Genomic DNA, 24,121 nt, shown 5'->3' with positions numbered 1-24,121 from the left:
TCATTTTTTTTGGTTAAAACCCTACTGAAACTCTCATACCCAATGTACGTGCAGACGGAATCGCAGAAGCCTCAAAATAAGAGTTTGTACCCATGTATGCTTCTGCATCCAGGTTTGGCACAGTCTTGTAGACATACCCAATATTTCTTGCAAAGAAATTTAAGGTCACGTTACTTAGTTTTGCTTTCTGAGTTAAGCTATTGGGTAAAGTATATGAAAGTGAAATCTCTCTTATTTTTATATAGTCATTCTTATACTTTAAGTCAACAGCATTGATGGCTTCACCAGCCCAACTAACAAATCCACCATAATAGGATGCTACAGATGCAATCTTAGTATTTTCTGAATATGTACCATCTCCATTATCAACAACTCCCGGAAGAATAATACCATCATGATAAACTCTTTCTCCATTTGGCCCTTCAGGTTTACTATGTTCCCACGCAACATTATTACCATCAGCATCAACATAGTAAGCTAAACCGCCATGAGCTTCATCCCTGTTTTCCAACGATTGAACTGACGTACCATTGTAATACAGCCATTGGTTAGTTTCTGAATACATGGAAGCCCCAAAGCTATAATCGAAATGCATATTTAATCGCAAGCCTTTATAAGCGAAATTTGTATTAAAACCTCCAATGAAATTAGGATTCACATTACCAATTAATTTGTGCTCCTTTTCGTCTAAAGCATAAGATGAGCCATCGGCACCAACAATTCTATTCCCATCGGGATCCATCTTAATACCAGTACCATAAATATTACCAATACGTTCGCCTTCAATAGCTTTTACGAACACTTTACCTCGCATGGAATTAACATTCTTTTCTGTTATACCATCATATAACTTCTTAACTTCAGAATATTGATTTGCTGTGGTTAGCATTACATCCCATCTAAAGTTACGAGTCAAAAGAGGTGTACCGGTAAGTTGCAATTCGTAACCCCAGTTTTTAACATTTCCTGCATTGATCTTAATCTCATTCGCACCTGATGATGGAGTTAATGGAACGGACATAATCTGGTCATACACATTATTAGTATAATAGGAGAAGTCTACTCCTAATCGGTTACCTTTAAAGAAATTAAGCTCTGTACCAATTTCAAACTCTCGCTTTCTTTCAGGTTTTAAATCACCCGCGAATAGAGAACTTGGAACAGCCACACTTTGTGCATCAGTTCCTTCAATAACTCCCGAACTTAAACTATTGTATGCATAATATCTCGACGGAGCATCTCGTCCTACATCTGCCCATGAAGCCCGGAATTTACCAAACTGTAAGGATGGAAGAATAGGTTTTAACAATTTTGTAGCTTCATAAGTAAAGGCTATACCTGGATAAAAGTAAGAATTGTTATCTGGTGGTAATGTTGATGACCAGTCATTTCTTGCATTCAGTTCAATTGTATAAACATCGTCCCAAGTTAAGGCTACAACACCAAAAACACTATACAGTGAATTTTCTCCAAAAGAATTTCCACGCACTTTACCCATATTATTTGAACCTGGCCAACCAGCTGGGTTCTGATTGTTTAAGTGGTACCAATTAGGGTAATTAAATCCGGTACTTGACCCTACATTTGCAGTCGATACATTAACTGAGTTTTCTGAAACCTTTTTATACGAAGTACCTAACATTGAGAATATATTCAGGCGATTGTTTATCATTGGCTTGGTAAAATTGATAAAACCCTTATATTCTTCAACTTGAGTATTCCTTCGTCTAAATCCATAATAGCCTCCAACCATCTCAGGATATACTTTAGTAACTGCATTTTTTGTGGTAAAATCAGTATCTGTATAATCCAAACTAGCTTGTCCTACAACATTTAACCAGTCATTAAATCGATATGTCGGACGAATTGTTGTTATTAAGTGAAGCTTATCATCCGTAGCGCTGTTATTTCGCCTGTCCCAAACATAATTCTGATAATCCTTCAAAGAATAATATCCTGTTGGATATCCTACTTCATCGAAATCCTTTTTATATCCAAAGTTCGGATCAGTAGGATCTGTATATAAATAATCACCAGATTCGATAAACTCCTGGAAGGGAGCACCACGGGAAACACCATCAGTAAAAAAGCCTAATGTTTTTTGTGGCCTGTTATGCCCTTTAACTTTGTAAATATTAGTGGTTGTCTCAATACTTAGTTTATCTGTAAAATTAAATCTACCTGAAAAACTAATAATATTTTTCTTCATAGTATTGCCTTCCATAATTCCGTTGTAGTCAGAATTTGTAAATGAAAAGCGAACATTTCCATAGTCACCACTTCCACTAACGGCAGCATTTATTTGTTGACTGCTTCCATCACTAAACAGGAAATCGTAATTATCAGGACGCGCTACATATGGACGTGCCACATTGTCCCACCATATTCTTTTCTGCGTCGCATCAAAAGCAGGACCATAGTTTCTTGAATTAAAGTTTGCACGTGGGTACTGTTCTCCATCCTCAATATCCTTCACATCGTATATACTGTTACCACTTCCATATATATTCTGGAATTCAATATAGGTTAATGGTTGTTCGATTGTGGTTTGATAAGAAACATCAGCCTGAAATGCCTTCTTAGCTCCGCGACCGCTTTTTGTCGTGATTAAGACAACTCCGTTTGCTCCTTCACTACCGTACAGTACAGAAGCTTTTGCACCTTTAAGAATCTCAATGGACTCAATATCATCCGAGTTAATATCGTTAATACCACTACCGTAATCAGTTGGATTAGCCCAAGGATTATTAGGATCAGATAAACCTGTATTTTCGTCAAAAATTGGCACTCCATCAATAACGAAAAGAGGTCTTGTGTTAGCATCAGCCTGTAAACCAGCAGCACCACGAATGTTAATATTTATACCTCCGGTTGGACCGGTAGCAGATTGTCTGATTACAACGCCAGCTGCCTTACCATATAATGATTGAAGTGGATTGACAGGAGTACCTGCATCAACCAACTGTTTACCTTCGATCTTACTAATAGCGTAACCTAATGATTTTCTGTCTCGCCTAACTCCAAATGCAGTAACAACAACTTCGTCTAATCCAGTAGATTGTTCCATTAATGTTACATTAATTTCTCGTGTTCCACCAACTGTAATTTCCTGGTTATCAAATCCTATAAAAGAGAAAACAAGAATATCTTCCGGCGAGTCTACCTTGATAGTATACATACCATCAATGCCAGTAATAACACCATTCTGTGGGTTTGACTTTTCAAACACGTTAACTCCAGGAATAGGATCCCCATTTTTATCTGTTACAGAACCTTTAATTGTGAGTTGAGATTGGATAGAACCCTTATTTCCAACTGACTCTGCTGCTAAAATAATGACATGATTGTCAATTAATTTATAGGTTAATCCTGTATGATCCAGCATTTCTGACAACACGTCATTCAGGCTTTGGTTAGATGCATTAACTGATACATGACCAATTTTATTTAGCTGCTCATCCTGATAGAAGAATTTTAAACCCGCCTGTTTCTCAAGCTGCTTAAATACTTCCTGGGCAGTAACATCTTGCATTTTCAGTGTCAATTTTTCTTTTTGTCCATACGTGTTGGCTGACAACTGCAAGAATCCAATTAATAATAGTAAAACTGATAGTTTCATAACTCGCATCAAACGTTTAATTCCATGGGTTTCCCACCTCATGAAAAACTGATTTTTTTTCATAACTTTGTAACGCTTTAATATTAATTATTTAGGCTATAGCTGTTGTTGGTAGCAACAGCTTTAAGTAAGCGGGAAATCTGACCATTTCCCGTTTTTTATTCTGATTTATCCTCTCTACATATTTATTCTATTTTTTCAAGTTTGACATTTTCGTTAGCTATCTCGTACCTAAAAGGCAAGGTCATTCTCATTATATCAAGTACCTGGTTAAGTGTTAGATCATCAAAGGTTCCTGTGTAATGAATATCTGTAAACTGATCTTTATCGTATGTAAAATTCACGTCATAATATTTTCCGAGGCGACCGGTAAGTTCCAGAAAGCTCACACTTTCAAATACCAGAATACCATCTTTCCACTCCTTGACCACGTTTACATCAACTGTCACAACCTCAGTCATTCCATTCTTTCTATTTAATATATACTGTTCTCCAGGTTGCAGTACTCTTGAACTATTTGATTCTGATTCTACTACCTCAACTTTCCCTTCTGTTAATGTCGTATAGAGAATTCCTTCATCTTTGTAGTTGCGAACATTAAATTTTGTACCCAAAACTTTCACATAAGCGCCATCTGCATCTACAATAAATGGGTTACTATCATCATGTTCCACCTCAAAATACACTTCCCCATCGCAAGTCACCAATCGGTTCTTGGACCATTCTGATAAATTATAACTTAATGTTGTATTTGAACCTAACCATACGTGCGTACCATCAGGTAAAACAGCTTCGCTTTTTTGACCTTTATTTGTTTTAACAATAACTTCCCCCTGATATAAGTCGCTTTTCATCATCCAGCCTATAACAGTACCAATTGATATAAAAAAAACGATGGCAGCGGCTATCCTCCAGTAATTTGTTTTATCTGGTTTTGAATTGATAATCACATTCTGATGCATTCGGTAACGCAGCCGCTCAATAAATGTGACAGGTGGTATTTTTTTACTACTCGATGAATGGGAATTCCATAAAGATTCCAAAAGGAGTTTATCCTGTTCATTTTCCGGGTTCTCCTGAATCCATTCTTCAATTGCTTTCTTATCGCCCTTGGTTGCTTCCTTATTTAAGTATCGCCCAATTTGTTCTGTCAACTTCATATTTTGTATCCTCTTTCAATAACAGGACACAATAAATGTGGAAAGTGCCTAAAGAAAAAATAGATTTTTTTGATCTTTTATTACAGAAACAATATAAACATCTGTACTTCAGTTCTATTTGAACCTTTTTTAACATCAATATTCAGGGCCTTGGCAATTCGTTCAACTGCAATTGCCATTTGAGCATCAATTGTTTTAACAGATATATTCAAAATCTCCGCAGCCTCTTTTCTACTGATACCTTCTTCCCTAAGAAGTTTAAACACCATTTTACATTTAGGAGGCAAAGCATCTATGGCAGAATTAACCTGAGATAATGCTTCTTTACTAATAATACTTCGTTCCGGATTTTGAGTAAATGGAATCAATTCGATGTGTTTATCCTCTAATAGTTTCAACACATCACTTTTCTTTTTTCTTAAATAATTAAGAGCTTGATTACGAACAAGAACATAGGAGTAGGTATCCAAATTACGTACGGAAGTCAATTTGTCACGCTGTTGCCAAAGTTTCAGAAAAGCATCCATAACTAATTCTTCAGCAACTTCGTTCTGTTCAATAAATGAACAGGTAAAACTCATCAACCGACCATAGTAACAAGACACTAAGTCTTCAAAAGCATGCTCATCAGACTCACTTATTCTTTCTAATAAATGATTTAATCTCTCCCGGTTCATTCTGTTATTTGATGCTCAAATATAGTCCATTTTTTCAGCACCATCCAACAAAATGTTTATTCCCAATAAAAGTGTCTACCCATTTTAATGATTTAACCACTCTTTAAAAGCCCCGGCTTTGGCACGACTGATCATGACTTTATCATTTAAACCATTTACCAGCTTCACAACCAGTTTTCCACTAAAATAGCTTTCAAATTTCTCAATACTGTCAACATTGACAATGGTTTGCCGGTTGCTCCTGAAAAACATTTCGGGATCTAATTCTTCTTCCAGCTTATCGAGTGATTGACTTAAAATATGTTGCCGCCCGTCATAGGACACCGCAAAAGTAACACGTGCATCGAAATAAAAATAAGCAATTTCTTCAACCCTAAGTTTGAAAAATGATTCCCGCTTAGATATCAAGAAACGTTTACGATAGCCACCCTGGTTTTTAGCAATCGAAAGAGCTAATTGTTGATAGTCAATTTTATCAGTAATCGATTTTTGCTTTTCTTCCTCGTTTACCTTATTTATAAAATCAATTGCATGCTCGAATTTGTTTATTGCTCTTTCAAGTTCTTCTTGCTTAATAGGTTTCAAAAGGTAATCTATACTGTTTAAGTTGAATGCTTTTAATGCAAATTCATTATAAGCTGTTGTAAAAATAATACCGCTATCTTCAACTTTTACCTGGTCGAAAATGGAGAAACAATTACCATCGGCCAATTCAATATCAAGAAAGATAATGTGAGGATGTTCGTTATTTTTCAAGTATTCAACTGTCTCTTCAACACTTTGCAGCATGGTTTGAATGTTCCAATCTGGTCGATAATCCGCAACCATATCACGCAACATTTCACCGCTGTGTACTTCGTCTTCTACGATTATAACATTTACTTCCTTCATACTTCTGATCTTTACTGTTCAATCAACGGTAACTCAACCCTGAACTCATCCTCACTTTTAAAAATCACCACTTCCTTGTCAGTTAATAATTTATATCGTTCACGCAGGTTACTTAAACCTGTATTTGTTGAATAGGTCGTTGATTTTGAATTAATATTATTACTCACCACCACTTTACCATTTTTAGTATACATTTTCATTTTTAGTGGCGATGATTTTGTTGCTACATTATGCTTAACTGCATTTTCGAGTAGCACCTGCATACTTAAAGGTGGTAAATGCCAATCGAAATATTGCTCTTCAAACTGATGTTCAACAATCAGGCCTTCACGAAGTCGTTCCTGATGGAGTGCCCCATAAGCTTTCAAGAAGGTTAATTCATCGATCAGTTTGATGGAAGTATGCTTATTACTCTGTAATACATACCGATACACATCAGAAAAATTGATAGCAAAGCGTATTGCTGAATCTTTATCCTGCCGAATGATGGCGATAAGGGTACTTAAGTTATTAAATAAAAAGTGTGGATTAACCTGATCCTGTAATGCACGGTAGTCCTGCTTCAATTTATCTTGTCTCAATCGCTCCACCTCAATCATTACAACACTCAGGCTTTGATGGTAATTATAGGCAAAAAGAATAACAACATAGATGGTTACAAACAACATTGTAATAACTATAGCTACGTTATAAGCCATATCCGTTAATGGTTTTTCATCTTCAAGCCATGGTTTAAAAAGGTGCGCCATTATTGTTACCAGGTAAAACCAAATGATAGAAAAGCATAACAAAAAGATAATTCGTCCTTTTGTATGTGTATGCCAAGGATGTTTACAAGCAATTATTTTATTAAAGGCAAATATTCCTTCACTAATAAAAACGAAAAGCCACACCGAAAATAAAAACCCTTTCCAATCAAACGGTTCTTCTGCAAATAGTGTGGTGGACAGGATAAAATAGAAAACAGACCCCATCAATGTTTCAAAAAGTAAACGCGTCTTATAATTCACAAATAAGATGGGTTTTCCTTTTAGAAACTTATCATTATAGCACGCATCAAACTTCTTCATATCAATCTTAATTATTCCCCATTTAATACGCGATAAAGGTAGTGACTCATCTTAACTTTTTAAAATAAGCACACTACCTATAGAAACACTATTTATTGGTTAAGGGGATATCTGCATTTAATTGACCAATGCCTTTATAATAGGCAGTCTTTGCAATTTCATATCCAGCAAGAGCATTAAATAACTCGGCATTAGCACTTTGCCATGCTGCCTGTGCATTAAGCACATCTGTTGTGGTATTAAGTCCTGCTTCAAAACTGGCTGTCACTTCCGCCAGAGACTCAACTGCTTCATCTTTACTTTTCTTTGCCAACAAGATAGTCTCATAAGCTTCATTCACCTGAATCATATATTGTTGAACCTCCAGCTGGACAAATTCTTTTGTTTCATCAAGCTGCAAACGAGCTTGTTCAACTCTCAAACGAGCAGCATCTTTCTTATGCTTTTTTTCGCGCCAATGTACAAGCGGAATTGATAATTGAGCAGATGCCTGTGTCATAGTCTGACCATCAATTAAATCAGGCACCTCCATATAACTGTAACTTACCTGTGCTCCTAATTGAGGACGATAAGCACTCATTGTACTTTTCTTTTGAAGCTCTGAAATATTAACCTGACCATCTAACATCTTTAATTCATTTCTATTGAACAAAGCTTGCTCAACACTATTACTCATCACAAGCAGATCTGGATTAGCATATAAAGAGTCAGAAACATCAATGTCGGTATTTAAATCCAGGCCAACAATCTGGCAAAGATTCATCTTCATTATTTTATATGCATTTTCAGCTTTCATCAGGTTTAGCTGCGCCTCATTTTTCTGAACCGTAACAATCAGTTGCTCACTTTTGGGTGTTAAGCCCAACTCGTACATGTATTTCATCTGTTGTTCAAGGGAGTCCAACATTTCGAAGTACTTATAAGCTACCTTCAGTTGTTCTTTAAAAGCTACGATCTGCCAATAAGCATTATCTGTATTATAAACCACCTCATCACTTTGTAACTGGTAGGCCTGCCCGGCAATTTCCACTCCCGTGTCAGCCATTTTATTAGCATAACGAATTTGTCCTCCTGCATAAATTGGCATTTGCATAGCTACCTGGCCATTGTAATATTTCAATTTTTCAGTGTTAAGAGACATCCCCTGGATGCCTACTACATCACCAGTCTGATTGCCATTACCATCCACCACAGGTATCTCCATTGGCGGAATAGCTATATTATCCATACTGGGCATATACATAGCAGTTGCTGTTCCATCAATATTGGGTAAGTATGCAGTACGTGCTTCTTTTTGTTGGGCCTCTGCTTCGTGATATTTTAATTTAGCCGACTTTAGTGATTTATTATAATCCAAAGCCATTTGGCGACTTTCTTTTAACGATATCTGCTGTTGAGCTACCGCCTCAAGACCAATAATTAAGCTGAATATGATTAGTAAATGTTTCATTTTATCCGTTTAAACTTTTAGAATATCTTTTGTTCTTAAGCTCTACAATGAAGGAGCCTATCCAATGCCGTTACATCGGAACGGCTCCTTCTCCTAACCTATACATGAAAAAAATTATTCTTTTGATTCAGCTTTACAATGTAAAGCCTTTGTATCTACACGATATATAACTGCATATAAAACCGGAATGACTATTAATGTTATAACTGATCCAACCAGTAATCCAAACATGATAGCAATGGCCATGGTATTAAACATAGGATCAAAGGCCAATGGCAACATTCCTAAAATTGTGGTTAATGACGCCATCATCACCGGACGAACCCTTGATAAGGTTGAGTCAATGATGGCATTTAGTTTATCTTTGCCATCTCCAATTTGCAAGTTAATTTCATCAAGTAAAACAACTGCATTCTTGATCATCATCCCCATCAACCCGAGCGTTCCAATGATTGAGAAAAAGGTAAAATAAGTTCCTGTCAGTAAGAATCCGAGGATAACTCCAATAAATGCCAATGGCATGATGGAGAAGATAATTACAGGCTGACGGAAATTATTAAACAAACCAATCACAATAATAATCATTAGTAAGGCAGCAAGTGGTAAATTTTCGGCTAAGCCTTCATTTGCTTCGTTACTACTCTTATGATCACCCAACCACTCTAAAGAATATCCTTCTGGAAGCGGAATAGCTTCAATTTTATCACTTAACAAACTAAATAGCTCAGGGGGTGCAACTCCCATTACCGGATCACATTGTGCCCTGATAGCACGTTGATTATCGTAACGTCTGATCACACTACTCTCCCAACGTACATCAATTGAATCAACCAATTGGCTCAATGCTACACTCTGCGGTAAACCTGACCACACCGGCACAGATTCCAGCTGATTAACATCTTTCTCTATGGTTTTAGCCAGCTTCAGCATCACTGGCAATTGGTAGTCTCCGTCATAAAAGATACCCACAGGCATTCCACTGGATGCAATGGCTAATGCATTTGCAACATCAGCGCGGTTAACCATCAATTCACGTGCCCGATCTTGTGAGTAGACAGGTGCCAATACTTTAACCGGATTTTTCCAATTATGTGTAACAAAGGCAGCTTTAGGTTCCTGACGCATTATTTCGTTGGCCTGTTCAGCTAACTGACGAAGTACCTTTTCGTCCGGCCCTGTAAATTTAGCTTCCATTTTAAAGTCTCCACCAATAGCAATATAGGTTCTTACTCTTGCAAATGCTTCAGGATAATTTTGAATCACATAATCCTGCAACTCAGCAATTGTGGTATTTATTTGCTCTTTATCTTTGATGGTTATAATCAGCTCCCCATAACTCAGGCTTAATCCATTCATCGGACGCATAAGAGTGTAACGGGCTGGTGTACTTCCTAAACCTGTAACAATTGAACTTATATTATCCCATGGTGCAATGGCTTTCTGAATTTCATCTAAATCTTTCTCAACCTGACTAATATCTTTCCCTTCAGGTAAGCGGTATTCTAAGATGAACTGATCGTATTCTGCACCCGGAAAGAAGTTCTGCTTCACAAAACCAAAAGACCAGAATGACAATACCAATACCACACCTGTTGCAATAACAAACAGAGACTTATGCCATAGAGCAAATTTGATGAACTTACCAAAAACCTGGTAGAATTTCCCTCCATATGGATCGTGCTCCTCTCCTTCTGCTCCTTTCTGCTTTCTCTTTTTGTAAAAATATTGTGCATGAAACGGCGTTTGAATCATAGCAAGAATCCAGCTAACAAATAGAGAAATAGCCAAAACATAAAACAACGGACGTAAAAACTCTCCTGCACCAGTACTGTTAAAAGCCAACGGCATAAATGCCAGTATAGCCACAAGTGTCGCGCCAAGTAAAGGTATTGCTGATTTTTTAGCTGTATTGATAAATGCCTTACTTCGACTCATGCCCTTATCCAAATCAATTAGAATACCGTCTGCAACTACAATGGCATTATCAACCAACATTCCCATTGCAATAATAATTGCTGCCAGCGAAACACGGTGTAGTTCAATGTCAAAGCCAGCCATGATGATAAACGTAGCCAGAATTGTAAATACCAAACCACTGGCTATTAAAAGACCGGCTCGCATACCCATTGCCAACAACAACACAACAATTACAATAATTACTGATTCAATGAGATTAACCATAAAATCGTCAATGGACTCTTCAACATTATTGTGTTGGTAGAATATCTTATGGCATTCGATACCAATTGGTAAACTGGCTTGTAACTCAGCCAAACGTTTTTCAACTGCTTCACCAAGTACAATCACATTTCCACCTTTTTCCATCGAAATGGCCAAACTGATTGCTTCTTGTCCGTTATATTTTAGTTTTTGAATTGCCGGTGTGTAAAATTCCCGCTCAACTGTAGCAATTTGTCCCAAACGATAACGTCCTCCGTTAGGTAATTTTACCTCAAAATTGCGAATCTCATCAAGGTTTTGGAATTTATTCCCAATATTGATTCTAATTCGTTCACTACCTGCCACAAAAGTACCAGGATCGACTATAGAACCTTGATCGTTAAAAGCTTGAAAAATCATCATTGGGTTAATACCCAAAGAAGCAAAGTATTCATTGTCAAAGCTGACATTAACAACTTCTGTTCGTTTACCAAATTCTTCAATGCGTTTCACACCATCAACCAACATCAGCTCCCGCTTAACCTGGTCGACATAACTCTGAAACTCATAATAATCGTAGCCATCGTTTGATATAGCCAGAAATATACCCGACACATCACCAAAATCATCATTAATGACAGGTTCTCCTGCATTGGCTGGTAAACTACCTTTAACATCGTTGATCTTTCTGCGCAGATGATCCCACAACTGTGGCATATCTTCCGTTTTAACACCTGTTTTAATATTGATTGTTATTTCGGAAAGACCAGCTATAGATCTGGATTCCAGAAAGTCAATGTTCTCAAGGCGTTGAATAGCTTTCTCCAGTACGTCTGTTACCTCTTGCTCAACTTCTTCGGCTGAGGCTCCCGGGTATTGTGTTATAACAACCGCTGCTTTGACCGGAATTTCCGGATCTTCGAGCTTACCCATTGAGTCAAAGGAGAACAATCCTCCTAAAATAAGGGCAATAAAAATGAAGCTCAAAAAGGCTTTTTGAGATAATATTTTTTCTAACATTGGGTATTGATCTTATTAAATGTTTTTATTCTCCAGTACCTTTACTTTCTGAGACTCCGTTAAACTATACACTCCGGCAGTAACAATCATCTCCTGACCAGTTAGTCCTGAATGAATCGATACCAATCCATTATTCTCAATTTTTCTGACTTCAACCGCCTGGCTCTTAACCGATGATGTAGCTGAATTATAAACCCAAACAAAGGCTTTATCCTCCTTGTAGTAAACTGATTCAACCGGTACCATAACTGCATGTTGGTTTTTATCTTCAACTTTTATTCTCACCTTGGCAGACATGCCCGGCTTTAGTTCATGTAAATCCGGATTTGAAACCATTAACCGAACATCAAACATATCATTACCATTCGATTTTTCATTTACCGACAACACCTTGGCAGATATATTGTAAGCATTAGCATTTGCTACATCAATGGTTATTTCAGAGAACTTTTTCGCTTTATTAACCTTACTTTCAGGCAGACTAAAGGTGACTTCAAGATAACTAACGTCTAATAATGAAAAGATGGGTTGACCTGGTGCCACATTCTCAAAATTCTGAATCTTCTTGCGATAAACAAATCCATCGAGTGGTGCTTTTAGCTCAGTATCATTTAAAGCATTCTGAGCAGCTTCGTATGCACTTTTAGCTGAGAGGTAACCAGCTTCCAGCCTTTCGAGCGTATTAACCGGTAGTTTGTTTTTCTGATACAGTTCTTTGTATCGTGCATATTCACCTTCAACCTGTTTAAATTGTGCCTTAGCCGATTGCAACTGAATTTTATAATCCCGCGGGTCAATGCGTGCTATCACTTGATCTTTTTTGACTTTATCACCCTCATCGACCAATACATTATACACCTGACCTGCAACTTTAAAAGCTACATTTACCTCATTCTTTTCTTTCAATTGTCCGTGAAAGATAAGTTCCTCTGCACTTGATGATTGATCAATCTGTTTCACTTTCACATAGCGATGATTTTCAATCTTCTTCTCAGCTTCTGAACTGCAGCCGATTATACTAAATCCAACGATTAGCCCCGCCAGCAAAACGCGTAATACTTGTTTTGTCATGATTAAATTCAATTAGTAATCTTTAGTTTGATGAATTCGTTTATTTCAATGCCAAAAGTACGGGATATCCAAGGGCAAATATTTGCAATATGCACGAAGCTGCAATAATATAACATTAAGCAGTAACACCTTTGCACGAAACAAAGGGTCTTTAAGCAAAAAAGGCCTTAACTCACTCGAATTAAGACCTTTTTTCTAATATTATCTATGCTTATTTGGCAAATCGCATACGGTAACGAGGTGCTACTTTGCCCTCTGCAATCTTGTTTAATTTGCCCTTAATTAATCGTTTGGCAATGCCGGATAAATGATCCACATATAAAATACCTTCTGTGTGATCATACTCGTGTTGAATTACACGGGCATTATATCCTGAGAATGTTTTGGTATGCTTATTAAAATCCCGATCGTAATACTCAATCTCAATGGCCCATGGTCGTTCCACTTCACCACTTAGGTCGGGCAAACTAAGGCACCCTTCATTTTCCGACCAAACTTCATCTGATTCACCAACAATCTGGGCATTAATAAATACTTCTTTAACAGGTTCCTCATCTTCAAATAAATCTTCACGATCCTCTTCATTCATACCTTCATGAACCTGAATAGTATCAACCGTAAACAAGCGAATGGATTTATTAACCTGTGGAGCAGCCAAGCCAACACCACCTGCTTCATACATGGTTTCCCACATATTATCAATCAAAGTTTGAAGCCCTTCGTAGTCTTTTGTTATTTCATCACAAACTTTTCTTAGCACTTTGGTGCCATATGCAGTAATCGCTAATGCCATTTAACTTGTTTTTGGTTTTTCGGTGCAAAAATAGTCTTTTTAGCATAAACCAAAATGTTGACGAAAAGTTTATTCCAAATATTTGAGATTAAGACCTATGAATCATCCTCTTCTTTCTCGTCTATGTTAACCGCCTTTCTTATAGTGAACCAGAATTGAGCTCCTTCCCCTTTTTTGCTGTTAACACCAATCTGTCCGCCGTTTTTTTCAGTGAACTCTTTACTTATAATCAAGCCAAGTCCTGTGCCTTTCTCTCCATCAGTACCATCTTTCTTTAACTTCTTATCAATACAAAACAAATGATCTTGTTCTTCTGGGTCAATACCAACGCCGGTATCTGTAATACTTACTTTCCAGAAATCTTCAATGCTCTCAATTCTATAGGTGATTGTACCACCTGATGCTGTAAATTTAACGGCATTACCACTTAGGTTGCGAATGATTGTATTTACAGTGTTTCGATCTCCCCTGGCAATTATTCCTTCTGTAGTATTATTAATTAAAGACAATTGTTTCTTATCAGCAGCAGTTCTGTATAGGTTGACATTTTCTGTTATTAAAACTGATAAATCGAAGTTTTCATCATTAAAACATATTTTTCCCCTCTGTGATCTGGACCAGGTCAACAGGTTTTCAAGTAAATTAAAAATGTGTTTAACCGAACTGTTAATTCGTCTGACACCATGACGCTTGTCTTCTTCATCAGTCCATTCATAATTTTCATCCAACATATTACTAATGGACATAAGACTGGTGAATGGATTTTTTAAATCATGGGATATAATTGAGAAGAATTTATCTTTGGTAACGTTCATCTGTCGAAGATTTTCCTCCGATTGTTGCAGCCGCTTGTTAGCTTCTGATATCTTCTCATTTTGCAGCTGCAGCAACTTGTTCATCTTGGCTTTTAATAGTAATCGATAAATAAAGATGATAAATGCAATTACCATTATAATCTCCAACAAAATAAACCATGAGGTTTGCCAAAATGGCGGACGAATGGTGATATCCAGGGTAGTTACTTCATCACCCCATATGCCATCACTATTTGATGCTACTATCTTAAACTGGTAATCTCCGGGTTTAATATCTGCAAATGATACGTAGTTACGATAACCCGCTTTAGTCCATTGTTTATCAGCAGGTGACAACTGAAATGCATACTGAGTCTTTGATGGGAAAAGATAATTAAGTCCCGAATATTCAATAGCAAAAAAGCGCTGGGAATAATCCAAAATAATTCGGTCGGTATAACTGATATTAGCAGCTAGTGCATACTGATCATCCATTTCTGTTAACTCTTCATCCTGCTGCACAACTGCCGAAGTTTGCACTTCCTTACCCAATACCTCAAATCGAGTAATGGCGGGCTTACTGACATAGTCATTAGATGTTACAACATTAGGGTTAAGAATATTCAAGCCATATACCCCTCCAAAATACAATCGTCCGGACTGTCCTTTGTGAAATGCCCCTCCGTTAAACTCATTACTTTGCAGGCCATCGCTTACATCATAATTCTTACATTTCATATTTTCAGGATTGATGCATGCGATACCATGGTTGGTACTTAACCACAAATAACCTGATTGATCAGGCAGTATGCTGTATATAACTTCATTAGGCAAACCATCTTTCATCCCGAAGATTTTCACCTGTCCGCTTTCAGGATCTAAAACATTTAAACCCTCGTTGGTCCCTATCCATATATTACCCTTTTCATCTTCATGTAAACTAAAAACAATGTTGTTGCTCAACCTTTTGCCTTCTTCCAAATCAGTTGTAAAATGAATAAACTCATCTGTTTCCGGGTTCAATCGATTCAAGCCTCCGCCATATGTTCCGACCCATAACATTCCATCTTTATCTTCTATAATACTGGCATAAACGAAGTTATTAGAGATTGAATTGGGATTATTACTGTCGTGCATATATCGTTTGAAGCCACCTGTTTGTCTGTTAAATAAATTCAATCCGCTTCGCGTACCAACCCATAAACGTTTTTTGCTATCCTCAAACACAACCCGCACTGAGTTATTACTGATGGTAGTCGGGTTGTTCTTTTGATGAAGAAAACGAGAAAAGCTTCTGTCCTCTGGATTAAACCGGTTCAATCCTTCTCCATCCGTTCCTGCCCAAATGGTTCCTTCACTGTCCTGATAAACCTCACGAACCGAATTGTGGGATAAGGAGTTCTTGTTATTCTTTTGGTTTGAGAAATGCGTGTAAAAATCAAATCTGGGACAATAATGACAGAGTCCCTTATCATTAGTACCTATCCACAGACAACTATCTGCTGTTTCCAGCATAGTCCAAATAAAATTACTTGGCAGACTATTAGGGTTGAGTGGATTATGCTTTATCAGATCGAACTTATTTGCTCCAGCGTTGTATATATTTATCCCGGCTCCATAGGTACCTAACCAAACATTTCCACTTTCTAAATCGGGATAAATACAATTAAATGCATTCTGGCTTACACTTTCTTTATCAGTAGGATTATGAATGCACTTTGTCACCTGAAAATGCTTATCTATCACAAATAAACCATCACCATGAGTAGCGTACCAAACTTTTCTGTCAGGGGCGATCCATACTGTTTTTCTGGAATCAATTGCTAAACTATTGGTAGAATTATTAGTATGAATCAACTTTTTAGCTTTGTCCTTACTTGTGAAATAAATCCATAAACCGTCAACTGCATTTATCCATAAACGCCCTGGAGCATCAAAAGCAATACTTTCTATTTTTTTAATCTTACCACCAATATGAAGTTCGTATGAAGCACCTGTCTGTAAATTAACTTTGACGATGGAGTTTTCAGTCGCTCCATATACCTCATTTCCATCAATACACAAATCAAGCATATTAATGGCAAGCAGTTGGTCAATACCGCCATGATCTTTTAAGCGATACAATCCTTTTGATGAACCTATAAGTAACGTACTTTTGTAACCGACTAGCTTATTTACCTCACCTAGTTGCGCAAAATGACTTGCTTCCAGTGTTTGGGAATTAAAAATCGACAATCCATTTTTAGTTCCAACATAGACATCACCATTTAAAGCTTTAATGCACGTTACCGTGTCATTAAGCAAGCCTTTATCCTGGTTTTTTCGATAAGTGATAAACTTCTCATTTTTAGGATTAAACAGCGATAAGCCATTACGTGAGCCAAACCATAAATTGCCTGCTATATCTTCCTCAATATGTTCAATCCATTTATAACAAATGCTATTGGGATTCTTTACATCAGTGCGGTAAATCTTAAATTGATAACCATCGTATCGGTTAAGGCCATCTTCGGTACCAAACCACATAAACCCTTTACTGTCTTTATTAATACAGTATACCGAACTTAAAGATAAACCATCGTTGATGGTGATGCTTTGAAACCGCATGGGTGAGTGTTGACCGAAGCACAGCGCATGGCAAATTAGGAAAACAACTAATAGGGACAGCTTTTTCATTTTAACCGGGTTAGATGCAAAAATAAGTTAGCCTGATGTAAAAGCCAAGTCAATAAAGGGAACCGGAATCTAAAGTAACGCATGTGCGTGAAGAATCCAAAGTTTTGCTAACTTATTTCAGCATTCAATACTCCGTAATATTAATCCACCCAGAAATGCCCCACCATATAGGTTCTTGCTTTCCCACTGATTAAGACCCGTTTTTCGTTTTTCCGACAATAAAGTGTTCCATTACGTCCTGATAACTGCTTGGCAACCATACTATTCTTATTTAATTTTTGACCCCAGTATGGTATTAAGGTACAATGTGCCGATCCTGTTACCGGATCCTCCAAAATAGTAGCTTGCGGGGTGAAAAAACGTGAAACAAAATCGCAGTTATCACCTTTAGCAGTGACAATAACACCACCTTGCCCCAAATTGATTTTATCAAATGTGGCCTGGTTAATTACAATGTTTTCAATTGTATCCTGGGAAGGGTAAACCAACATATAATCGCGCGCCTTCATTACTAATTCAGGTTGTATATTAATCGCTTCCTTTATCTCCTTTGGCAGTTGCGTTGTAACAGCTTCACGCATTGGAAAGTTCAAGGTCAGAATATCAGCCTGACATTCAACTCTTAACTCTCCGCTAACGGTGTCAAAAACAATTATATCCGATTCATAATCCAGGTGCACTTTTAAAACATACGCAGCGGCCAATGTAGCATGACCACATAAATCCATTTCTAAATCGGGTGTAAACCATCGCAAAAGAATCCTCTCTCCGGTTTTAATAATAAATGCTGTTTCAGCGACGCCATTTTCCCTGGCTATTTTAAGTAGAATTTCATCGGGTAACCAATCTTCAAGCGGTACGACACAGGCCGGATTACCGCCAAAAACTTTATCTGTAAACGCATCAATTTGATAAATGGGTATCCTCATTTAATATTTGTTTATCAAGTGTTTGTTTCAAACATACCAAAAATACAATTGGTATTACATTTGGTCGACCCAATTTAATCAATAAACATACCTAATATGCCATCAATATAGTTTTCAGTATTTTGAATTATTTTACCATTATCAATATTAACGAATTAGCGTGCGATTGAGGGCAAGCAAGTGTTCAATATCGTACAGTGATTAAAAGCTTTATTCTGGAAGAACATCACTGATGTCAAATAACCAACAATAGGCGCATTACAAATCAAAATAACGATTTGAAAGATGGAGGGGCAATTTCAATGGCTAACAATATATGAGTTTGCATAACTTTCGAAACTGGACTGCTTAATGTTGAAAGAAGCATTATGGAATCTGACTTTTGATTTACTTTTAGGCAATGTAAAAGGAAAGATAGAATAAGGAAACAAAAGAAATGTCATTTCCAGATATGAAAAGATTGTATAGATTCGTCATTCATACATTAATCATTTGACTTATGCATAGAATCTTCTTCGGGCTAATGTGTTTCTTCGCTTTAGCAACATTTAATGCTATTAGCCAGAAAGCTGACTTTCAGCAGGCTAATAAATTTACTCAAAGCAATGTTAAAAAGTACCTGGGTTCTAGTCGGGTTAATCCCAACTGGATTGAAAACAGTCACTTATTTTGGTATAGTTACAAATCTTCTGATGGTAATCACTTCTGGTTTGTAAATCCTGAAAAACGTACTAAGAAACCTTTATTCGACAATAACGATCTGGCATCAAAAGTTACTTCGATCACACACAAAGCATATAATGTCAATGATTTGCCAATTAAGAAAATTGAATTTGAGAAAAACAGTCGTTCAAGTTTCACTTTTGAGATGGATGACCTGAAGTTCAAATACAATATGAAAACCAAGTGGGTTAGCAAAATTGACACGGTCAAAAAGGAAAAGAAAGACAAATGGCTGAGTTATTCGCCCGATAGTACATACATCATTTTTGCGCGTCAGCACAACCTGTATTTAATGCGTGCCGGTGATAAGGATAGCACCGAAACTCAATTGACAAAGGATGGTGAGCGCTGGTTTAGCTATCAAAGTAAAGGTGGTGATACCACATCTGATAAACGCCTAAAAGCCCGAGTATATTGGTTTAAGGATGAGAAAAAGTTCTATACCATACGCTATGACTTACGCAAAGTGAAAGAGATGGCTGTTATTAATTCGGTTGCTAATCCTCGTCCAACCGTTGAAACCTATAAGTACTCCATGCCGGGTGATGAGCACGTTGGTATTCCTCATATTGAGATTTACGATGTTGCTTCTAATGAATGGGTCAAGCCTGATTTAACTAAATGGAAAGATCAGACCATTCGCTCCTATCGCCCATCGAAAACATCAGATAACTTATTTGTAATTCGAAAGAAACGTACCTGTGATGAGTTGGAGCTGGTTAAAGTAAATACCACAACTGGTGAAGTAAAACCATTATTCAGTGAAAAATCAAAACCCTACTTTAACGACCAGATGCATCAGTTACATGTGATTAACGAAGGCGAAGAATTTATCTGGTGGTCAGAACGCACTGGTTGGGGTCAACTTTACCATTATGATGCTGAAGGTAACCTGAAGAACCAGATTACAAAGGGTAACTATGTTGTTGGTAAAGTAGCGCGTATTGATACAGCTTCCAACACGCTGTACTATCCGGCTTATGGCAAAGAAAAAGGCTTTGATCCTTATTACGATATTTTCTATCGTACCAATTTTGATGGTAGCGATACCCGCATTATCACACCCGAAGAGGCCAACCATCGTTTCAGTATGCCTAAAACTGATAAGTTTGCCAATTATTTCGTGAATAACTACTCGCGTGTTGACCAGGCCCCCAAAGCTGTGGTTCGCGATAAGAACGGCACTGTAGTAATGGAATTGGAAACCATGGACCTGTCTCGCGTTAAAGAATTAGGCTGGACATTTCCTGAGAAATTCGTTGTAAAAGCTGACGACGGTGTGACTGACCTTCATGGAGTAATCTGGAAACCATTTGACTTCGATTCTACCCGCCAATATCCTGTAATATCATATGTGTATCCGGGTCCTCAAACAGAAGCAGTGGTGCGCGATTTCACCGTAACAGCTCGTTACAACACCGCACTTGCACAATTAGGCTTTGTGGTAGTATCAGTCGGTCACCGTGGCGGAAGTCCGAAGCGACACAAGTATTACCACACCTATGGTTACAACAACCTGCGCGATTATGCTTTGAAAGACGATATGTTTGCCCTTCAGCAGCTAGCTAATCGCCACGATTATATCGACATTAACCGTGTAGGTATCTTTGGTCACAGTGGTGGTGGTTTTATGTCGACCGCGGCTATGTTTGCCTATCCCGACTTTTACAAGGCAGCTGTTTCATCGGCCGGTAATCACGACAACAATATCTATAACAAATGGTGGGGCGAAACACATCATGGCGTAAAAGAAGTTAAGAAAAAGATTAAAAAGAAAGAAACTGTCAAGGACACCACCAAAGTTGAAGAACCGGAGGATGAATATGAGATCAGCTTTAAGAGTAAGATCCCAACGAATCCATCTATTGCCAAAAACCTGAAAGGGCATTTACTATTGGTTCATGGGGAGATTGACAACAACGTACACCCGGCCAATACCATGCGCGTGGTGAAGGCCTTGATGGATGCACGTAAGCGATTTGATTTTATGATGATCCCGAATGTTCGTCATGGCTTCTCGCAATACTCACCCTACTTTGAAAAGATGATCTGGTACCACTTCTCAGAACATCTCTTAGGCGATTACCGCAATAATGTAGATTTGGATTTACCCTAATCTGGACGAGCCAGAAGAGTACAGCGTATTGAGTATAAAGTATCAAGACTATTTATAGCAAGTTTAAATAGTTTATAAATACGCGAATATCAAAAGTATGATACTAATGTATAGATGATATACATGCTAAACGCCCCACACTCATATCTAATGCGGGGCGTTTGTTTGTATATTAAAGCTGATTTGTAACATCATTAAAATAAAGCATCTTCATCTGCTTGTCAACAGTTTTAACTCTTTAAACCAGTACATAGATAAGTCCAAATACATTTGCAGCGCCTAAAACAAGCTCAAATCCCAATCCTTGAATTATCTGTTTATTAGGCTTTCCATCCACTCCTATACTTATGAGTCGCCCAATGGCAAATCCGATAAAAATTAAGCTTGCCACAACAAAAGATGTTTGAGTTAATTGAGGAATGATTGTTCCTAATAAAATAATTACTCCGCCACATAACATCACAGCACTAAGTCCTCTCACTTCATTTAATAGGTCCGTATCCTTTTCTAGTTTAATACCTGAATTCTTTAAATAGGTTTTTATTGGATTGCTCAACCTCATACTACCAACAAACAGAAGCAACAGGCTTGATAATGACAAGATAATAATCTTAATAATTTCCATTTTGAATTGATTTAAGTTAATAATAATGCAAACATACAGTGGAGCTGTGACAGCCCTATGTCAGGGGTGTTTACTTTTTTGCACATATTCTTCAAAATACCGCTGCATAGTCATATCGTGCGGTGTAAAAGTTTCGTTTTGCGAAACGAGTGATTCGATATAATCGATCCTAAAAACCCTAAAATCGTTTCTTAATCGACAAAAGGCAATTAGCAGAAAATTCCCATTGGTACTATGAATTGCAAAGGGTTCGATAATACGCGTAGTCCGCTTTTTATCTGAAGAAAAGTATTCGATCTTTAACACCTGAAAATGGATAATTGCCGATTGTATCTGCATCAGGTTATTGCTCGTTTTCTCAACTCTCTGATCATTGCCAAAAATGATTCTATCGGCCAATAAATCAGCACTCCCCTTTTGGGAGTATTTTAGTATTGCTTTGATTTTTTCAATGGCACTGGAAACATTATCACTAAACGATTGATCTTTGTTTTTTATCACCAACTGCTCCACCGTTATAAGTGCGTTAGCTTCATCTTCAGTAAATAATACTGGAGGAAGATGGTAGCCTTCCATAATGGAATACCCCTTCCCCTCTTCTGTAACAATAGGTATTCCAGAATCTTCCAGGGCTCTAATGTCACGATAGATGGTTCTGACACTTACGTTATGTCTCTCGGCAAGCTGTTGAGCAGTAATATTCTTTTGGATTGAAGCTGAGTTATAATGGCCGTTAACCTCGAAAGTCTTGATTTTTCTTTTTCTTCCATATTTCTCTATGGTTTGTAGCCAACTAAAATATTGCTTCTACCTCAATTTCAAAAGTGTCTTTTAAGGATTGATACCTGCGTACGAAATACCGGTTAGTTTATGTATTTCATAATTTAATGTACTGAGGTCATCAAAATTAAATTTGCTAATATCATTATGACCGCATGCACGAGCCACCACCTTTATCAAATCGTTAGTAGCATTGAAAAAGTTATAAAGTTGCTTGGCAGACGTTTCAATGATTAATCTGTTTCTAAGCTTCTCCTTTTGGGTTGCTACTCCTACCGGACAATTATTAGTACCACATGCGCGCATTCCCAGGCACCCTATGGCCTGTAATGCTGAATTAGAAACTGCTATAGCATCTGCTCCTAACATCAGGGCTTTGGCAAAATCTTCGGCTACTCTCAGACCACCTGTTATTACTAATGATACATCTTTTGCACCTACATTATCCAGGTGTTTTCGAGCTCTGGCCAGTGCTGGAATTGTTGGCACGTTAATGTTGTTTCTGAGGATAGTTGGCGCCGAACCTGTTCCTCCTCCTCTACCATCAAGAATAATATAATCTACACCAACTTTAAGTGCAAAATCAATATCAGCTTCAATATGGCTCGCAGCAATTTTGAAACCTATGGGAATACCTCCCGTCTTTTCACGTACTTCGTCAGCCATTTGTTTGAAATCCTCTGCCGTTTTGAAATCAAGGAAAGTTGCAGGTGAAATGGCCGCTTCACCTTCTTTTAACCCACGAACACCTGCTATTTCTTTCGATACTTTGTGAGCAGGTAAATGCCCACCAGTTCCGGTTTTGGCGCCTTGTCCCCCCTTGAAATGAAAGGCTTGAGCTTTCAGAACTTTTTCCCAGGAAAACCCGAATTTACCCGATGCCAGTTCGTAAAAGTATTTTGAGTTATTAGCTTGTTCTTCAACTAACATGCCCCCTTCGCCACTGCAAATCCCCGTTCCGGCCATTTCTGCTCCTTTTGACAATGCAATTTTTGCTTCCCTTGATAGTGCTCCAAAACTCATATCAGATACAAAAACCGGCATGCTCAATTCCAAGGGTCTATTTGCTCTTTTACCTATCACAACAGAAGTCTTTACCTCTTCATCGTCTAATAAAGGACGACGGGCCAACTGAGCTGGTAGAAACTGAATATCTTCCCACTTTGGTAAAGTATTTCTGTCAACACCCATAGCTGCTGAAGGTCCATGATGTCCATAGTTTTTTAACCCATTCTGAGCCAATTCTTTTATGTATAAGGTGTAAGGCTCCGTATCTTCCGGATGTGTATCAGCATATTGTCCTAAATATTCATCCCGGTTAAAGGGTTGAGGATGCTTTTCTAAAAACGCCTTGATCTCGTTCTCATTCACCCACACGTAATTCTCCTCGATTGTTGCTTCAAACTTGTGAAGTGCTTCATCATTGTTGTATTCGGATACTCCTGTATCATAACGATAGTCCCAACCATGCACACCGCAAATTAAGTTGTGACCTTCAATGTGTCCATCCGACATTAGTGCTCCTCTGTGTAAGCACCTTCCATAAAGTACAGAAACATTTTCGTCA

The 24,121-nt window shown here is 37.7% G+C and carries 15 protein-coding genes and 1 pseudogene; 1 reads left to right on the top strand and 15 read right to left on the bottom strand.

The window, feature by feature from the left end; all coding sequences use genetic code 11:
- Positions 1-13 precede the first annotated feature (13 nt).
- The 11 genes from AC4MRQ_RS05450 to AC4MRQ_RS05400 all read right to left on the bottom strand — a co-directional run bounded on the left by AC4MRQ_RS05450 (position 14) and on the right by AC4MRQ_RS05400 (position 18,310).
- On the bottom strand, positions 14-3,619 hold the full coding sequence (locus AC4MRQ_RS05450; RefSeq protein WP_491196640.1) for a SusC/RagA family TonB-linked outer membrane protein: 3,606 nt from the start codon (positions 3,617-3,619) through the stop codon (positions 14-16).
- Positions 3,620-3,804: 185 nt separating this feature from the next.
- Positions 3,805-4,779 (bottom strand): FecR family protein, encoded by a 975-nt coding sequence (locus AC4MRQ_RS05445; protein WP_491196639.1) that lies wholly within the window; start codon positions 4,777-4,779, stop codon positions 3,805-3,807.
- Positions 4,780-4,859: 80 nt separating this feature from the next.
- Positions 4,860-5,456 (bottom strand): RNA polymerase sigma-70 factor, encoded by a 597-nt coding sequence (locus AC4MRQ_RS05440; RefSeq protein ID WP_491196638.1) that lies wholly within the window; start codon positions 5,454-5,456, stop codon positions 4,860-4,862.
- Between the two features lie 84 nt (positions 5,457-5,540).
- Positions 5,541-6,347, bottom strand: a complete 807-nt coding sequence (locus AC4MRQ_RS05435; protein WP_491196637.1) for a LytR/AlgR family response regulator transcription factor — start codon at positions 6,345-6,347, stop codon at positions 5,541-5,543.
- An 11-nt stretch (positions 6,348-6,358) separates the two neighbouring features.
- On the bottom strand, positions 6,359-7,417 hold the full coding sequence (locus tag AC4MRQ_RS05430; RefSeq protein ID WP_491196636.1) for a sensor histidine kinase: 1,059 nt from the start codon (positions 7,415-7,417) through the stop codon (positions 6,359-6,361).
- Between the two features lie 88 nt (positions 7,418-7,505).
- Positions 7,506-8,867 (bottom strand): TolC family protein, encoded by a 1,362-nt coding sequence (locus AC4MRQ_RS05425; protein ID WP_491196635.1) that lies wholly within the window; start codon positions 8,865-8,867, stop codon positions 7,506-7,508.
- Between the two features lie 114 nt (positions 8,868-8,981).
- Positions 8,982-12,047: an efflux RND transporter permease subunit gene (locus AC4MRQ_RS05420; protein WP_491196634.1), complete on the bottom strand. Its 3,066-nt coding sequence runs from the start codon at positions 12,045-12,047 to the stop codon at positions 8,982-8,984.
- Positions 12,048-12,062: 15 nt separating this feature from the next.
- Positions 12,063-13,118, bottom strand: a complete 1,056-nt coding sequence (locus tag AC4MRQ_RS05415; RefSeq protein WP_491196633.1) for an efflux RND transporter periplasmic adaptor subunit — start codon at positions 13,116-13,118, stop codon at positions 12,063-12,065.
- A 211-nt stretch (positions 13,119-13,329) separates the two neighbouring features.
- On the bottom strand, positions 13,330-13,911 hold the full coding sequence (gene def / locus AC4MRQ_RS05410; RefSeq protein ID WP_491196632.1) for a peptide deformylase: 582 nt from the start codon (positions 13,909-13,911) through the stop codon (positions 13,330-13,332).
- A gap of 95 nt (positions 13,912-14,006) precedes the next feature.
- Positions 14,007-17,381 (bottom strand): ligand-binding sensor domain-containing protein, encoded by a 3,375-nt coding sequence (locus AC4MRQ_RS05405; protein WP_491196631.1) that lies wholly within the window; start codon positions 17,379-17,381, stop codon positions 14,007-14,009.
- A 140-nt stretch (positions 17,382-17,521) separates the two neighbouring features.
- Positions 17,522-18,310 carry a PhzF family phenazine biosynthesis protein gene (locus tag AC4MRQ_RS05400; protein ID WP_491196630.1) on the bottom strand — a complete coding sequence of 263 codons (789 nt, stop codon included), beginning with the start codon at positions 18,308-18,310 and terminating at the stop codon, positions 17,522-17,524.
- A 499-nt stretch (positions 18,311-18,809) separates the two neighbouring features.
- Here AC4MRQ_RS05400 and AC4MRQ_RS05395 point away from each other — a divergent pair, with 499 nt between their 5' ends.
- Positions 18,810-21,149, top strand: a complete 2,340-nt coding sequence (locus AC4MRQ_RS05395) for a S9 family peptidase (protein ID WP_491196629.1) — start codon at positions 18,810-18,812, stop codon at positions 21,147-21,149.
- 238 nt (positions 21,150-21,387) lie between these two features.
- Here the strand turns inward: AC4MRQ_RS05395 and AC4MRQ_RS05390 are convergent, their stop codons facing one another.
- The 4 genes and pseudogenes from AC4MRQ_RS05390 to AC4MRQ_RS05375 form a co-directional block, all read right to left on the bottom strand.
- Positions 21,388-21,774, bottom strand: coding sequence for a DUF4345 domain-containing protein (locus AC4MRQ_RS05390; protein WP_491196628.1), 387 nt, complete (start codon positions 21,772-21,774; stop codon positions 21,388-21,390).
- Positions 21,775-21,834: 60 nt separating this feature from the next.
- Entirely contained in the window at positions 21,835-22,350 is a 516-nt protein-coding gene (locus AC4MRQ_RS05385; RefSeq protein ID WP_491196627.1) for a helix-turn-helix transcriptional regulator, read from the bottom strand.
- An 18-nt stretch (positions 22,351-22,368) separates the two neighbouring features.
- Positions 22,369-22,473 (bottom strand): annotated as a pseudogene (locus tag AC4MRQ_RS05380) (HTH domain-containing protein); the annotation flags it as partial.
- A gap of 132 nt (positions 22,474-22,605) precedes the next feature.
- Positions 22,606-24,121: glutamate synthase-related protein (locus AC4MRQ_RS05375; RefSeq protein WP_491196626.1), on the bottom strand; the 1,516-nt coding region annotated here is incomplete at its 5' end.

Source organism: Carboxylicivirga sp., assembly GCF_982718395.1.
The sequence above is the reverse complement of the archived record's forward strand: the minus strand, read 5'-3'. Positions and strand labels throughout refer to the sequence as shown.

Excerpts from the sequence above, each read along its gene's own strand:
- AC4MRQ_RS05450 (WP_491196640.1), bottom strand. The coding sequence starts at position 3,619 with ATGAAACTATCAGTTTTACTATTATTAATTGGATTCTTGCAGTTGTCA.
- AC4MRQ_RS05445 (WP_491196639.1), bottom strand. The coding sequence starts at position 4,779 with ATGAAGTTGACAGAACAAATTGGGCGATACTTAAATAAGGAAGCAACC.
- AC4MRQ_RS05440 (WP_491196638.1), bottom strand. The coding sequence starts at position 5,456 with ATGAACCGGGAGAGATTAAATCATTTATTAGAAAGAATAAGTGAGTCT.
- AC4MRQ_RS05435 (WP_491196637.1), bottom strand. The coding sequence starts at position 6,347 with ATGAAGGAAGTAAATGTTATAATCGTAGAAGACGAAGTACACAGCGGT.
- AC4MRQ_RS05430 (WP_491196636.1), bottom strand. The coding sequence starts at position 7,417 with ATGAAGAAGTTTGATGCGTGCTATAATGATAAGTTTCTAAAAGGAAAA.
- AC4MRQ_RS05425 (WP_491196635.1), bottom strand. The coding sequence starts at position 8,867 with ATGAAACATTTACTAATCATATTCAGCTTAATTATTGGTCTTGAGGCG.
- AC4MRQ_RS05420 (WP_491196634.1), bottom strand. The coding sequence starts at position 12,047 with ATGTTAGAAAAAATATTATCTCAAAAAGCCTTTTTGAGCTTCATTTTT.
- AC4MRQ_RS05415 (WP_491196633.1), bottom strand. The coding sequence starts at position 13,118 with ATGACAAAACAAGTATTACGCGTTTTGCTGGCGGGGCTAATCGTTGGA.
- def (WP_491196632.1), bottom strand. The coding sequence starts at position 13,911 with ATGGCATTAGCGATTACTGCATATGGCACCAAAGTGCTAAGAAAAGTT.
- AC4MRQ_RS05405 (WP_491196631.1), bottom strand. The coding sequence starts at position 17,381 with ATGAAAAAGCTGTCCCTATTAGTTGTTTTCCTAATTTGCCATGCGCTG.
- AC4MRQ_RS05400 (WP_491196630.1), bottom strand. The coding sequence starts at position 18,310 with ATGAGGATACCCATTTATCAAATTGATGCGTTTACAGATAAAGTTTTT.
- AC4MRQ_RS05395 (WP_491196629.1), top strand. The coding sequence starts at position 18,810 with ATGCATAGAATCTTCTTCGGGCTAATGTGTTTCTTCGCTTTAGCAACA.
- AC4MRQ_RS05390 (WP_491196628.1), bottom strand. The coding sequence starts at position 21,774 with ATGGAAATTATTAAGATTATTATCTTGTCATTATCAAGCCTGTTGCTT.
- AC4MRQ_RS05385 (WP_491196627.1), bottom strand. The coding sequence starts at position 22,350 with ATGGAAGGCTACCATCTTCCTCCAGTATTATTTACTGAAGATGAAGCT.